Here is a 12,368-nt window from a genome sequence, read left to right as displayed (position 1 = left end):
GGCCCGCCCGAAGTTACTGTCGGAACCATGAACAGCGAGAACCTCCTCGGGCAGTTCCTCCGCGCCCGTCGTGAGCAGGTGCGGCCCGAAGACGCCGGTATCACGGTCGACGGGTGGCGCCGCGTGCCCGGCCTGCGCCGGGAGGAGGTCGCCATGCTCGCGGGGGTGAGCGCCGACTACTACGTGCGGCTCGAACAGGGCCGTGAGCGGAACCCGTCGGCGCAGGTCCTCGACGCGCTGGCCCGCACGCTGCGCCTGGAAGCGGACGCGGTGGCACACCTGCACCAGCTCACCCGCCCCGCTCCCGTCCGCGGGCGCGTGCGGGAGGAGCGGGTCAGCCCGAACCTGCTGCGCATGATGGACGGCTGGCCCGCCACGCCCGCCGTGGTGCTCGGCCGCTGCCTCACCGTGCTCGCGCACAACGCGCTCGGCGGCGCGCTGTTCGACGGGCACACCCACAGCCGTGACCTCGTGCGGCTGGTCTTCCTCGACGACGGCGCGCGCGACTTCTACCCCGACTGGGACCGGGTCGCCGTCAACACCGTCGCCGGGCTGCGGGCCGCCGTCGGCGTCGGCCACGACGATCCCCAGCTCATCGAAACCGTCGGCGAGCTGTCGGTGAAGAGCGAGAAGTTCCGCGAACTGTGGGCGCGCCACGACATCCGGCAGAAAACACACGAAACCAAGCGGTTCCGGCACCCGCTGGTCGGCGAGCTGACACTGCACTACGAGTCGTTGACCGTGAACAGCGCGCCGGGCCAGCAACTCGTCGTGTACCAGGCCGAACCCGGCAGCCCGTCGGAAGAGGCACTCGCCCTGCTGGGCAGCTTCACCGCTCCCGAGGCCGTCCGGCCCGAGGAACGGCACCCGAACCACCGCGAATAACCGGCGCCCCAAGGAACCGTGTCCTTTCGGCACGGTGCTTAAACGCGCCCTTTTTCGGTACCAGGAAAGGAAAAACACGTTCATGAACACCGAAGGAACCCCGGTGTGGTTCATCACCGGCTGCTCCACCGGCCTCGGCAGGGCCGTGGCCGAGGCCGTGCTCGGCCGCGGCTGGCGTGCCGTGGTCACCGCACGGGACCCGGGTCAGGTCGCCGATCTCGTCGGCGCGCACGGCGATCGGGCACTCGCGGTGGCGCTCGACGTCATCGACGCCGAACAGGTCCGCGCCGCGGTCAAACGCGCCGAGGACGCCTACGGCCGCATCGACGTGCTGATCAACAACGCGGGCTACGGCTACCTCGCCGCTGTCGAGGAAGGGGAGGACGAAGAGGTCCGGAAGTTGTTCGACACCAACGTCTTCGGGCTGGTCGACGTCACGCGCGCGGTGCTGCCGGGGATGCGCGCGCGACGCGCCGGGCACATCGTGAACGTCTCTTCGCTCGGCGGACTCGCCGCGTTCGGCGCCACCGGCTACTACCACGCCACGAAGTTCGCGGTGGAAGGGCTTTCCGAGTCGCTCGCCGCCGAGGTCGCCCCGCTGGGGATCGGCGTGACGATCGTGGAACCGGCCGCGTTCCGCACCAACTGGTCCGGCCCGTCGATGCGGCAGTCCCCGGTCCGGATCGACGACTACGCCGAGACCGCGGGCGCGCGGCGCACGGCGACCACCGCCACCTACGGGCACCAGCCGGGCGACCCGGCACGCGCGGCGGAGGCGATCGTCGCCGCGGTCGGATCGGACGCACCGCCGCTGCGCCTGTTGCTCGGCAAGGCCGCCTACGACATCGCCTCCGCGCGCCTTGGCGCGTTGAAAACCGCTTTCGACGCTTGGCGCGACGTCACGCTGAGCGCGGACTACCCGGTGGAGGAAACCAAGTGACCACACCGAAAATCGTGCTGATCACCGGTGCGAGCAGCGGCATCGGGCAGGCGACCGCGGTGCGGCTCGCCCGCGAAGGACACGTCGTCGTGCTGGGTGCGCGCCGGGAAGACCGGCTCACCGCACTCGCGGAAACGATCCGGCGGGACGGCGGGGTCGCCTACGCGCGTCGTCTCGACGTCACCGACCGCGACGACGTCGGGGCGTTCGTCGACGCCGCCGCGGCCGAGCACGGCAGGGTCGACGCGATCGTCAACAACGCGGGCGTGATGCCGCTGTCGCGTTTGGACTCACTGCTGGTGGCGGAGTGGGACCGGATGATCGACGTCAACATCCGCGGGCTGCTGCACGGGATCGCAGCCGCGCTGCCCTGGTTCCGGCGGCAGGGAACCGGGCACTTCGTCACCGTCGCCTCGACCGGCGCGCACGAGGTGGTGCCGACCGCCGCGGTGTACTGCGGCACGAAGTACGCGGCGTGGGCGATCACCGAGGGGCTGCGCCGGGAAGCCGATCCCGGCATCCGCGTCACCACGGTTTCCCCCGGTGTCGTCGAATCGGAACTCGCCGACACGATCACCGAGGCCGGCGCGAAGGAGGCGATGCGCGCCTACCGCGCGGCGGCGATCCCGGCCGACGCCATCGCGGGCGCCGTTTCCTACGCGCTCGCGCAACCGGCCGATGTGGACGTGAACGAACTCGTGGTCAGGCCGACCAGGCAGCGCTGAGGTCGATTCAGAGATCGGGGAGCGGATCGCGCGGGAGGTTCTCGCCAGCCAGTTCCAGGTCGGCGGCCCGGATCACCGGGACGTACTCCTCGTCGATCTCCAGCAGGACGTCGCCGATTTCCACCGTGGGGCCGAGCGAGCCCTCGGTGTCCACGGGGCCGAGCCGGGTGTCGCGGGGGAGCCGGTCGAACACCGAATTCGGGCGGTGCCGCCGGAACCGGCCGCGGCAGCCGAGCACCGCGATCCCGCCGTCGGTGACCGCGACGAGGAACGGGACCATGCCGGGGATCCCGCCGATCCGCACCGAGGTGCCGGGGAAGAGGTAGCGGATCTCCTCGCCCGGTTTGAGGTACGCGCGGCAGCGGTCGCGGACCTTGGCGGACAACGGCATGACAAGCCCCCTCGAACCCGGATGCCTCAGTCTAGCGGTTCCGGCCGGGCGAACAGGGTCCTCGACAGCGCGAGCGCAGCGGTGCGGACGGCGGGGGCCACCCGGTCGGCGCGCATCCGGGTGCTCCACCCGGTGATCGAGATCGCGGCGACCGCGGTGCCCGCGTGGTTCAGCAATGGGCTCGCCGCGCAGATCACGCCGGCGCGGGATTCTTCGCGCTCGTAGGCGATCCCGTCCGATCTGATCTTCGTGAGCTGTTTGCGGAACAGGCCGGGGGCGGTGATCGTGCGCGGGCCGACGCGGGGCAGCCCCGCGGCGAGCACGGTGTCCACAGTGGACTCGGGCGCGTGTGCGAGCAGCGCCTTGCCGACACCGGTGGCGTGCGCGGGAAAGCGCCCGCCGATGCGCGAGGGCAGCGCCGGGGCGTCGGGGCCGCCGAGCACGTCGAGGTAGACGACCTCGGTGCCTTCGAGCACGGCGAGGTGCACCGTGTTGCGGGTGGCCTCGCGCAGATCCGCCAGGTACGGGCGCGCGGCGTCGACCAGCCCGCGCTGGCGCACCGCGAGCTGCCCGATCTCGAACAGCCGGAGCCCGAGCCTGATCGCGGTGCCGTCGCGTTCGAGCAGGCCCTCGGCGGTGAGGTGGCCGACGAGCCGGTGCACGCTCGATTTCGGGATCCCGCTGCGGCGGGCGAGTTCGGAGATGCCGAGCGAGTCGTCACCGGGGGAGAACGCGGTCAGCAGCGCGGCGACCCTGGCGGTGAGCTGCCCGTCGTCGTTCCGCTGTGCGGGACACATGACCCGAGTGTGCACCATCGCCGGTGGGTCAGGCGAGGTTGTCGAGCATCAGGGCGAGCGCGAAGTCGAACCGGTCGTGCCCGGTGCCGGAGGTCAGCTCCGCCGCGTGCTCCCTGGTGTGCGGGAAGCGGTCGGCGGGCAGGGCGCCGAGCCTGGTGACGAGTTCTTCGCGGCTGAGGACCCAGTCGTGCTCGTCGTGCTGCCGCCGTCGTTCGACGAGCGACCGTTCCAGGGTGTAGGCGCTGACGTAGAGCGTCATCGCGTCGCGCGCCCATGCGGCGGTCCGCGGCGCGATGCCTCCGGCGAGCAGGATCGCCAGTATCCCTTCGCCGACCCGCAGCGTTTCGAGATTGGTCGGGACCGTGGCCAGCGCGGCGCGGGCCACGCCGGGGTATTCCAGGTACTGGTCGCGGATCTGGGCGTAGACGCCGAGGACCTGTTCCCGCCACGAGGCGGGATCCGGTTCGGGCAGGTCGATTCCGGTGAAGAGCCTGCCGATGAGCAGATCGTCGAGGTCGTCCTTGTTGACGATGTGCGCGTACAGCGAGGACGGTCCGGTGCCGAGCACGGCGGAGACCCGGCGGATCGTCAGCGCGTCGTACCCTTCGGTGGCGACGACTTCCAGTGCGGCGTCGGTGATCCGCTCGGGTGTGATGGGCGCCTTCCGCGGCGCGGCGGGGGCGGACGGCGCGGGAGGCTGTGCGTGGCGGGCGGTGCGGCGCTGTCGGGGATCAGCAGGCATGCGGGCCACGATACCTGGGCACGAACTAAGTTCGTCGCGAGGAGGCGGTGAGGTTCGCCGAGCGGGGGAAGCGGGCACCGGCGGCGAGTACCCGCCTTCCCCTCGACCGGCCAGTGAGTTGATCGGCCACTTCGGACGCGCGAAGTCGTCCTGAACCGCGCTCACGCGTTGTAGCCTGACCCGCATGGTCGACACGCCACCGCGGCAAACCGTGTACCCCAACGTCCGGTATGCCGATCCGAAGGCCGCGATCGCGTTCCTCACAGAGGCTTTCGGGTTCGAGTCGCATTTCGTGGTCGACGCCGCGGACGGTGGAGTGGAGCATGCCCAAGTCCGGGCCGGCGCCGACCTGATCTTCCTCAGCAGGGAGCAGGAAGCCGATCGCTACGGCATGCACACCCCGCTCGTGCTGGGCGGCACCAGCCAGTCGTTGTGCGTGTGGGTGCCCGACGGCGCGCTCGAGGAACACGAGGCTCGGGCTGCGGCCGCCGGGGCACGGATCCTGAACCCGGTGCACGACTCCCCGGCGGGGGTCCGGGAATACTCCTGCGCTGATCCGGAAGGCCAGGTCTGGACCTTCAGCAGCTACGCGGGCGAGTGACGGTCAGCGTCCACACGGGACTGTCGACCGGGCGTCCCTGTCCGGCAAGTCCTCGAAGACGGAGAAGCCTGCGGGTCAGCCGACGCCGGTGAGTTCGGCCGAAAGGTCCCACAGCCGCGCCGCGTCGGCGGGGTCGACCGCCCACGGCTTGACCCCGCCGACGAGCATGTCGTCGGTGGTGGCGGGTTCGGCGAGGTCGCAATCCTGGCAGTACCGACCCCCGATGCCGTCGAGCAGGGGAGAGGTCGCCGCCCACACCGCCGTCGCGGCGCCCTGTTCCGGGGTCTTGAACCCCGGCGCCGGTCCGCCGTCCGGCCCGAACCAGCCCTGCGCGATCTGCTCCTCGCGCGGCACGTGCCGTTGCAGCGGAGTCAGGATGCTTCCCGGGTGTACGGCGAACGACCGCACCCCGAGCGCGTCGAGCCGGACCGCGAACAACGCGTTCGCCGTCTTGGACTGCGCGTACGCCAGCCATCGGTCGTACCCGGTCCGGAACTGCGGGTCGGTCCACCGGATACCGGACAGGAAGTGCCCCGACGAGGCGACCGACACCACGCGCGCGTTCGCCGTCAGCGCCGGGCGAAGCCGGTTGACGAGGGCGAAGTGGCCGAGGTGGTTCACGGCGAACTGCGCTTCCCAGCCCGGTCCGACCCGCGTTTCGGGACAGGCCATGATCCCGGCGCCCGCGATGACGATGTCGAGCGCCGTCCCGTCGTCGAGGACCCGGTCGGCGAAGGCCCGCACACTGGCGAGATCGGCGAGGTCGAGTTCGCGCACGTCCGCGAGGTCCCCGACGGACTCCTGCGCGACGGCGACCCGGCGCGCGGGCACGAGCACCCGAGCGCCCGCCGCGGTCAGTGCGCGCGCGGTTTCCAGCCCCAGCCCCGAATATCCGCCGGTGACCAACGTGGTCTTGCCGGTGAGGTCGATCCCGTCGAGCACCTCGGCCGCCGTGCTGTGCGCGCCGAAGCCGCTGCCGATCCGGCGCTGTTCCCCTGTCGTGTTCGCTGTCATGAGTGCGACGCTAAGAGCTAGAGCGTTGTCTAGGTCAAGGTATGGTCGGCGATATGGCGAAGAACGGGCTGTCCATCGGGGAGGTCGCCGAGACGACCGGGCTCAGCGTGCACGCGCTGCGCTTCTTCGAACGCGAGAACCTGTTTCTCCGTGAGATCCCGCGCACCGCGGGCGGACAGCGCGTCTACGATCCCGCCGACGTCGACTGGCTCGTGCTGTGCACCCGGTTCCGCGATTCCGGGATGCCGATCGCGACCATCAAGGAGTTCGCCGGACTGGTCCGAAGTGGACCGGGGAACGAACCGGAACGGCTGGCGCTGCTGGAAGAGCACGAGCGCGCCGTCGAAGCCAGGATCGCGGACCTGCAAGCGAGCCTCGGCATCATTCGCGGCAAGGTCGCCGCCTACCGTGAGCACGTCCACAATGGAACCGCCGCCGGAGTGTGGGCGCCGACGGCCGCGTCCTAGCCGGAGTGCATCGCGTTGGCGCCGAGTACCAAGCGGACGCAATGCGCGACGAGCCGCTCGCGCGAGACCGAGACCGTCCCGTTGAGATAGGCGACGAACAGGTTGGTCAACGCGCCGACGAGTGCGATCGCGGTGAGTTCGCGGTCCTGCGCACCGACCTTTTCGGACAGTTGCGCGCGCACCAGTTCGGTGAACGCGGGCAGCATCGCGACGCCGCGCGCGCTCAGCGCGGGATCGGTCAGCGGTGCCAGCAGGAGCACCCTTCCCCGGCGAGGATCGTCGACGATCAGCTCGACGAACGCGTGCACCGCGGCCTTCGCCTTCGCCCGCTCGTCGGAGGGCGCCGCCGTCGTCACGGCGTTCACGAGCGCCTTGCGTGCTTTCTCGCCGACGGATTCGTACACCGCGAGCACCAGTTCCTCGCGGTCGGCGAAGCTCTCGTAGAAGTACCGCTCGGTCAGTTTCGCGCGGCGGCACACCGCGCGGACGCTGACCGCAGTGCTGCCCTCGGTGCCGAGCAGGTCGAGCGCGGCCTCGATGAGCTGCTCGCGGCGGGTCGCCTTGCGGTCGTCGAGCGTGGTGCCGCCCCAGGTGCGGCCTCCGGTCGGCATGTGCGGGATCCCTCTGTTGACTACGGTCGTTGTCAATCCTAACCTGACAACAGTCGTAGTCAGTTGAGGGAAGGTCGCTGATGACCGAGCTGAGCACGAGGGACACCGAGCGCCGCGCCGAACCGGAGCCGCTCGGGCCCGACTCGCTGACCTGGAAGTACTTCGGCGACTGGCGCGGGCTGCTGATCGCGCTGTGGGCAGGGTCGATGCAGAACATGCATCCCGGGCTCGGCGCGGGTGTCGAGCAGCATTCGAAGTTCTTCAACGAGCGGTGGCAGCGCCTGTTCCGGTCGCTCTACCCGATCGGCGGCGTCCTCTACGACGGCCCGCGCGCCGCGCAGACCGCGCTCGAAGTGCGCGGGTACCACGACACGATCAAAGGCGTCGATGCCAAGGGCAGGCGATATCACGCGCTCGACCCGGACACGTTCTACTGGGCGCACGCCACGTTCTTCGTGAGCACGATCCTGATCGCGGACAACTTCATGGGCGGCATCGGCGAGGCCGAGAAGCGCAAGCTGTTCGACGAACACGTCCAGTGGTACCGGATGTACCGCATGAGCATGCGCCCGGTGCCGGAGACCTGGGAGGACTTCCTGACGTACTGGACGCACATGTGCGAGAACGTGTTGGAGGACAACAAAGCCACGCGGGACGTGCTCGAAATCGGGGAAATCGCGAAACCGCCGTTCCTGCCGTGGCTCCCGGATTTCGTGTGGCGCCGGGTGCGCATACTGGTGGCGCGCAACTTCGTGTGGCTCACCGTTGGCCTCTACGACGAGCCGGTGCGCGAGCTGCTCGGCTACCGCTGGACCGCGTTCGACGAGATGCGGCACCGCCTGTTCGGCAAGGCGGTCAACGCGGTGTTCCGGTTCGTCCCGCACGACCGCCGCTACCACCCGCGGGCGCGGGCGGGCTGGCGGCGCGTGCGCGGCGCACTCCCGCCGGACGCGCCGCTGGTGCACACTCCACAGCGGAACCTGCCGCCGTTGGCGGAACGGGACAGCCCGACGCACTATTCGCCGCACGAGTAGAGGAGCAGCATGAAACTCGGCTACCACCTCGGCTACTGGTCCGCGGGCCCGCCGCCCGGCGCGCTGGACACGGTCAAGGAGGTCGAGCGGCTCGGCTTCGACTCGGTGTGGACGGCGGAGGCCTACGGTTCCGACGCGTTCACGCCGCTCGCCTGGTGGGGTGCCTCGACGAGCAGGATCCGCCTCGGCACCGACATCGTGCAGATGGCCGCGCGCACGCCCACCGCGACCGCGATGAGCGCGCTCACGCTCGACTACCTCTCCGGTGGCCGCTTCGTGCTGGGCATCGGCGCGTCGGGCCCGCAGGTGGTCGAGGGCTGGTACGGCCAGCCGTACCCGCGCCCGCTCGCCCGCACCCGCGAGTACGTCGACATCCTGCGCCAGGTGTTCGCGCGCGAGGCGCCGGTGACGCTGGACGGCGAGTTCTTCCAGCTCCCGCACCGCGGCGGCGCCGGGCTCGGCAAACCGCTCAAGCCGACCGTCCACCCGCTGCGCGCGGACCTGCCGATCCACCTCGCCGCCGAGGGGCCGAAGAACGTCGCGCTGGCTGCCGAGATCTGCGACGGCTGGCTGCCGATGTTCTTCTCGCCGAAGAGCGACGCGTTCTACCGCAAGGCGCTGGCGGAGGGCTTCGCGCGGCCCGGCGCGCGGCACATGCTGGAGGACTTCGAGGTGCCCGCCTCGATCCCGGTGATCCTGCGCGACGACGTGGAGGAGGCCGCGGACTTCATCCGGCCTTCGCTCGCGCTCTACATCGGCGGGATGGGCGCCAAGCAGGCCAACTTCCACTTCGACCTGTTCGTCCGGCTCGGCTACGAGGAGACCGCGCACCGCGTGCAGGAGCTGTACCTGGCCGGGCACAAGAAGGACGCGGTCGCGGCCATCCCGACCAGCCTCGTCGAGGACACCGCGCTGATCGGGCCCGCCGCGAAGATCAAGGACGAGCTGGCCGCGTGGGAGGAAACCGTGATCACCTCCCTGCTGCTGCGCGGGGACACGCGCACCCTGACGGCGGTCGCCGAAATCCTGTCCTGAGCGCTTTCGCTGCCGACCCCCCGTTCGAGGGGTTGGCAGCGTGAAGCGGGTCACGTAGCCTTCGCGGCACAGTGAACGTGAAATCAGTTCATGTTGCGGAGGTTGGCATGCCGGTGAGCCGGAGGAACGTACTGGCCGGGGCCGCGGCCGCCCCGCTCGCGCTGAGCGCGCTCGGCGCTGGGACTGCGAACGCGGCGGCCGAGTCCGGCTACCTGGTGGGCTGCGGCATCGCCGACGTCACCGGGCCCGCGGCGGAGAACGGCATGATGGGCTACTCGATGCCGCAGCAGCAGACCGCGGGCATCCACCTGCGGACGCGGGCGCGGGCGTTCGTGATCGCCGACGGGAGCACCCGGATCGCCTTCGTCACCGCGGAACTGGGCGCGTTGTTCCAGTCGGTGCACCAGGGCGTGCTGCGGGCGCTCGCGGCGAAGTACGGCGACCTCTACACCGAGCGGAACGTGCTGCTCAACGCCACCCACACGCATTCGGCGTGCGGCGGCGACTCGCACTACGCCGCATACGACCTGTCCATCCTCGGCTTCCAGGAGCAGGTCTACGACGGCGTCGTGGACGGGATCGTGGCGGCGATTTCCCAGGCGCACGAACGGCTCGCGCCCGGCACCATCCACATCGGACGAGCCGAGCTGACCGACGCCAGCGTCAACCGCTCGCGCACCGCGTTCGAGCTGAACCCCCAGGCGGACAAGGACCACTTCCCGCTGTCGATCGATCCCGCGGTGACCGTGCTGCGGTTCTCCCATGCCGGCGCGGACGTCGGCGCGATCACCTGGTTCGCCACGCACGGCACCTCGATGACCAACGGCAACAAGCTGATCAGCTCGGACAACAAGGGCTACGCCGCCTACACCTGGGAGCACGACCACGCCGGGGTCCGCTACCTCGACGGCCCGCCGGGGTTCGTCGCCTGCTTCGCCCAGACGAACTCCGGTGACATGTCCCCGAACCTGGACCTCAAGCCGGGCACCGGGCCGACGACCGACGAGGTGGAGAACACCAGGATCATCGGCGAGCGCCAGTTCCGCGCGGCGAAGACCGCTTTCGACGGCGCGGCCGAAACCGTGCGCGGCCCGCTCGACCACCGGATGTGCTATGTGGACATGTCCACTGTGGACGTCGAGGCGAAGTACACCCCGGACGGTGAGCCGCACCGCACGGCCACCGCGGCGATCGGGGTGTCGATGCTGGCTGGCAGCACGGAGGACGGACCGGGACTCCCGTTGCCGGAGGGCGTGAAGAACCCGTTCATCGACTGGCTCGGCGGGATCGACGCGCCGATCCCGGCCGCGCTCGCCGGCGCGCAGGCGCCCAAGCCGATCGCGGTGCCCTTCGGCGCGATGAAACCGTACCCGTGGGCGCCCGAGGTGCTGCCGCTGCAGATCGTCCGGATCGGACAGTTCCACCTCGTCGCGGGGCCAGCCGAGTTCACCATCGTCGCCGGCCTGCGGATCCGGCGCACGGTGGCCGCGGAACTGGGCGTGCCGGTGGAAAACGTGCTGATGCAAGGATATTCGAACGCCTACAGCCAGTACGTCACCACGCCGGAGGAGTACGACTCGCAGCAGTACGAGGGCGCGTCGACGTTGTTCGGGCGGTACACGCTTCCCGCCTACCAGCAGGAGTTCGCGAAGCTGGCGGCGGCGATGCGCACGGGCGCGGCGGTGCCGCACGGGCCGGTGCCGAGGGATCTGCGCGGCAAGCTCGTCAACTTCCAGCCCGGCGTGGTGTTCGACTCGCCGCAACTGTTCAAGTCCTTCGGGGACGTGCTCACCGACGCGAAGAGCACCTACCGCCGCGGCGAACGGGTCACCGTCGCGTTCTCCACCGGGCACCCGAAGAACAACCCGCGCCGCGGCGGCACCTTCCTCGAGGTGCAGCGGCTTCTCGACGGGAAGTGGTCCCGGTACGCCGACGACGGCGACTGGGCCACCCGGTACCAGTGGGCCCGCGACGGGGTTTCGGCGTCCATCGCGACCTTGAGCTGGCAGGTACCGCCGGACACCCCGATCGGCAAGTACCGGATCGTCCACTTCGGAGACTGGAAGAGCGGGTGGAACGGCCGTATCACCGCCTTTTCCGGCACGTCGCGCGCTTTCGTCGTCTCATGAGGTGGCGGATCGGCGTTGTCGTGGCGGCGGTGCTGGCGGCCTCGGCGGCCCCGGCGGTCCCGGTGGCGCTCGCCGAGGGGGCGGGCGCCACCACCGTGATGGCGTTCAACGCCTACCAGCTGCCGTGGATCGCGGCGCCGGGCACCGCGGACAAGGACAAGCGCGCGCACGCGGCCGAGGACGTGATCAGGACGGCCGACCCGGACGTGCTGGTGCTCGAAGAGGCGTTCAGCGCGCAGGCCGAAGCCCTGCGCGCCCGGCTGGCCGACCGGTGGCCGCACCAGACCCCGCTCGTCGGCCAGCGCTGCGACACCTCGCCGGGCTGGACGACGGTGGACGGGAACTGCTCGAACTCGCCGGTGGTCGTCAACGGTGGGGTGACCGTGCTGAGCAAGCACCCGATCACCGAGCAGCACCAGCTCGTGTACGAGCACTCGTACCCCGGCACCGCGGACTACCTGTCGAACAAGGGCGCCGCGCTCGCCAGGCTCGTCGTCGGCGGGCGCCCGCTGTGGGTGGCCGGGACGCACCTGCAGGCCGACGAAGCACCGGGCACCCTGCCGAAGGCGCACGAAATCCGGATGGCCCAGCTCGCCGAACTGCGCGCGCTCGTCGCGAAGTACGTGCCGCGCACGGAGCCGGTGCTCGTCGGCGGTGACCTGAACATCGAGTACTGGGCGGGGCGCGACCGCCGCGACGGGCTCGGCCGCACCCAGGCGGAACAGGGCGAGGCCGCGCTCGACGGCACGGTGCGCACCGCCGGGCCGGGCCAGTTCTCGTTCGACGCGAAGACCAACCCGCTCGCCGCGAAGTCCGTCCCGGCCACCTACCGGGACTCGCTCGACTACCTCGGCACGGTGCGGGGGAGCGGGCGCCCCGCCGTCGCGGTCGGCCCGGTACGGCTGGTGCATTACAGCGATGGCACGATTCCCTCGGATCACTACCCGGTGGTGGCGGAAATCCACTACTAAGGGGCTGCCCGCCCACGCCGAGGAGG

General features: G+C 70.6%; 14 protein-coding genes. 9 read left to right on the top strand and 5 right to left on the bottom strand.

Going from position 1 to position 12,368, the window contains the following annotated elements; translation table 11 throughout:
• Positions 1–27 precede the first annotated feature (27 nt).
• The 3 genes from HUW46_RS45495 (at position 28) to HUW46_RS45485 (ending at position 2,550) form a co-directional block, all read left to right on the top strand.
• Entirely contained in the window at positions 28–885 is an 858-nt protein-coding gene (locus tag HUW46_RS45495) for a helix-turn-helix domain-containing protein (protein ID WP_215544828.1), read from the top strand.
• Positions 886–967: 82 nt separating this feature from the next.
• Positions 968–1,825, top strand: a complete 858-nt coding sequence (locus tag HUW46_RS45490; RefSeq protein WP_215544827.1) for an oxidoreductase — start codon at positions 968–970, stop codon at positions 1,823–1,825.
• The gene (locus HUW46_RS45485) at positions 1,822–2,550 is read left to right on the top strand and encodes an SDR family oxidoreductase (RefSeq protein ID WP_254125592.1); all 729 of its coding nucleotides are present in this window, start codon (positions 1,822–1,824) and stop codon (positions 2,548–2,550) included. The genes HUW46_RS45490 and HUW46_RS45485 overlap by 4 nt, the downstream gene beginning before the upstream one ends.
• Positions 2,551–2,557: 7 nt before the next feature.
• On the opposite strand, the gene HUW46_RS45480 is transcribed toward HUW46_RS45485, so the two are convergent.
• The 3 genes from HUW46_RS45480 to HUW46_RS45470 are packed head-to-tail and all read right to left on the bottom strand — an operon-like array spanning position 2,558 to position 4,480.
• Complete coding sequence (locus HUW46_RS45480; protein WP_215544826.1) at positions 2,558–2,941, bottom strand: hypothetical protein; 384 nt, start codon at positions 2,939–2,941, stop codon at positions 2,558–2,560.
• A gap of 26 nt (positions 2,942–2,967) precedes the next feature.
• Positions 2,968–3,738, bottom strand: a complete 771-nt coding sequence (locus HUW46_RS45475; protein ID WP_215544825.1) for an IclR family transcriptional regulator — start codon at positions 3,736–3,738, stop codon at positions 2,968–2,970.
• A gap of 28 nt (positions 3,739–3,766) precedes the next feature.
• A complete protein-coding gene (locus HUW46_RS45470) occupies positions 3,767–4,480 on the bottom strand; it encodes a TetR/AcrR family transcriptional regulator (RefSeq protein WP_215544824.1) in 714 nt (237 codons plus the stop codon).
• A 184-nt stretch (positions 4,481–4,664) separates the two neighbouring features.
• Here HUW46_RS45470 and HUW46_RS45465 point away from each other — a divergent pair, with 184 nt between their 5' ends.
• The gene (locus tag HUW46_RS45465) at positions 4,665–5,081 is read left to right on the top strand and encodes a VOC family protein (RefSeq protein ID WP_215544823.1); all 417 of its coding nucleotides are present in this window, start codon (positions 4,665–4,667) and stop codon (positions 5,079–5,081) included.
• A gap of 75 nt (positions 5,082–5,156) precedes the next feature.
• Here the strand turns inward: HUW46_RS45465 and HUW46_RS45460 are convergent, their stop codons facing one another.
• On the bottom strand, positions 5,157–6,095 hold the full coding sequence (locus HUW46_RS45460) for an SDR family NAD(P)-dependent oxidoreductase (RefSeq protein WP_215544822.1): 939 nt from the start codon (positions 6,093–6,095) through the stop codon (positions 5,157–5,159).
• 53 nt (positions 6,096–6,148) lie between these two features.
• Between HUW46_RS45460 and HUW46_RS45455 the strand changes: the two genes are divergently transcribed.
• Positions 6,149–6,562, top strand: coding sequence for a MerR family transcriptional regulator (locus HUW46_RS45455; protein ID WP_215544821.1), 414 nt, complete (start codon positions 6,149–6,151; stop codon positions 6,560–6,562).
• Here HUW46_RS45455 and HUW46_RS45450 read toward each other — a convergent pair.
• Positions 6,559–7,173, bottom strand: a complete 615-nt coding sequence (locus HUW46_RS45450; protein ID WP_215544820.1) for a TetR/AcrR family transcriptional regulator — start codon at positions 7,171–7,173, stop codon at positions 6,559–6,561. The two genes, HUW46_RS45455 and HUW46_RS45450, sit on opposite strands and share 4 nt — an antisense overlap.
• A gap of 80 nt (positions 7,174–7,253) precedes the next feature.
• On the opposite strand from HUW46_RS45450, the gene HUW46_RS45445 reads away from it, so the two are divergent.
• The 4 genes from HUW46_RS45445 to HUW46_RS45430 all read left to right on the top strand — a co-directional run bounded on the left by HUW46_RS45445 (position 7,254) and on the right by HUW46_RS45430 (position 12,342).
• Complete coding sequence (locus tag HUW46_RS45445) at positions 7,254–8,207, top strand: oxygenase MpaB family protein (protein WP_215544819.1); 954 nt, start codon at positions 7,254–7,256, stop codon at positions 8,205–8,207.
• A 9-nt stretch (positions 8,208–8,216) separates the two neighbouring features.
• A complete protein-coding gene (locus HUW46_RS45440) occupies positions 8,217–9,242 on the top strand; it encodes an LLM class F420-dependent oxidoreductase (RefSeq protein ID WP_215544818.1) in 1,026 nt (341 codons plus the stop codon).
• Positions 9,243–9,349: 107 nt separating this feature from the next.
• Positions 9,350–11,371 carry a neutral/alkaline ceramidase gene (locus HUW46_RS45435; RefSeq protein WP_215544817.1) on the top strand — a complete coding sequence of 674 codons (2,022 nt, stop codon included), beginning with the start codon at positions 9,350–9,352 and terminating at the stop codon, positions 11,369–11,371.
• Positions 11,368–12,342 (top strand): sphingomyelin phosphodiesterase, encoded by a 975-nt coding sequence (locus tag HUW46_RS45430; RefSeq protein WP_215544816.1) that lies wholly within the window; start codon positions 11,368–11,370, stop codon positions 12,340–12,342. Before HUW46_RS45435 ends, HUW46_RS45430 begins: the two co-directional genes overlap by 4 nt.
• Positions 12,343–12,368: the final 26 nt, after the last annotated feature.

It is taken from the genome of Amycolatopsis sp. CA-230715 (assembly GCF_018736145.1).
Classification (GTDB): domain Bacteria; phylum Actinomycetota; class Actinomycetes; order Mycobacteriales; family Pseudonocardiaceae; genus Amycolatopsis.
The sequence above is the reverse complement of the archived record's forward strand: the minus strand, read 5'-3'. Positions and strand labels throughout refer to the sequence as shown.

Bases quoted from the DNA above. Each gene is read 5' to 3' on its own strand.
- HUW46_RS45435 (WP_215544817.1), top strand. From the start codon at position 9,350: ATGCCGGTGAGCCGGAGGAACGTACTGGCCGGGGCCGCGGCCGCCCCG.
- HUW46_RS45445 (WP_215544819.1), top strand. From the start codon at position 7,254: ATGACCGAGCTGAGCACGAGGGACACCGAGCGCCGCGCCGAACCGGAG.
- HUW46_RS45430 (WP_215544816.1), top strand. From the start codon at position 11,368: ATGAGGTGGCGGATCGGCGTTGTCGTGGCGGCGGTGCTGGCGGCCTCG.
- HUW46_RS45470 (WP_215544824.1), bottom strand. From the start codon at position 4,480: ATGCCTGCTGATCCCCGACAGCGCCGCACCGCCCGCCACGCACAGCCT.
- HUW46_RS45440 (WP_215544818.1), top strand. From the start codon at position 8,217: ATGAAACTCGGCTACCACCTCGGCTACTGGTCCGCGGGCCCGCCGCCC.
- HUW46_RS45495 (WP_215544828.1), top strand. From the start codon at position 28: ATGAACAGCGAGAACCTCCTCGGGCAGTTCCTCCGCGCCCGTCGTGAG.
- HUW46_RS45490 (WP_215544827.1), top strand. From the start codon at position 968: ATGAACACCGAAGGAACCCCGGTGTGGTTCATCACCGGCTGCTCCACC.
- HUW46_RS45475 (WP_215544825.1), bottom strand. From the start codon at position 3,738: ATGTGTCCCGCACAGCGGAACGACGACGGGCAGCTCACCGCCAGGGTC.
- HUW46_RS45480 (WP_215544826.1), bottom strand. From the start codon at position 2,941: ATGCCGTTGTCCGCCAAGGTCCGCGACCGCTGCCGCGCGTACCTCAAA.
- HUW46_RS45455 (WP_215544821.1), top strand. From the start codon at position 6,149: ATGGCGAAGAACGGGCTGTCCATCGGGGAGGTCGCCGAGACGACCGGG.
- HUW46_RS45465 (WP_215544823.1), top strand. From the start codon at position 4,665: ATGGTCGACACGCCACCGCGGCAAACCGTGTACCCCAACGTCCGGTAT.
- HUW46_RS45460 (WP_215544822.1), bottom strand. From the start codon at position 6,095: ATGACAGCGAACACGACAGGGGAACAGCGCCGGATCGGCAGCGGCTTC.
- HUW46_RS45450 (WP_215544820.1), bottom strand. From the start codon at position 7,173: ATGCCGACCGGAGGCCGCACCTGGGGCGGCACCACGCTCGACGACCGC.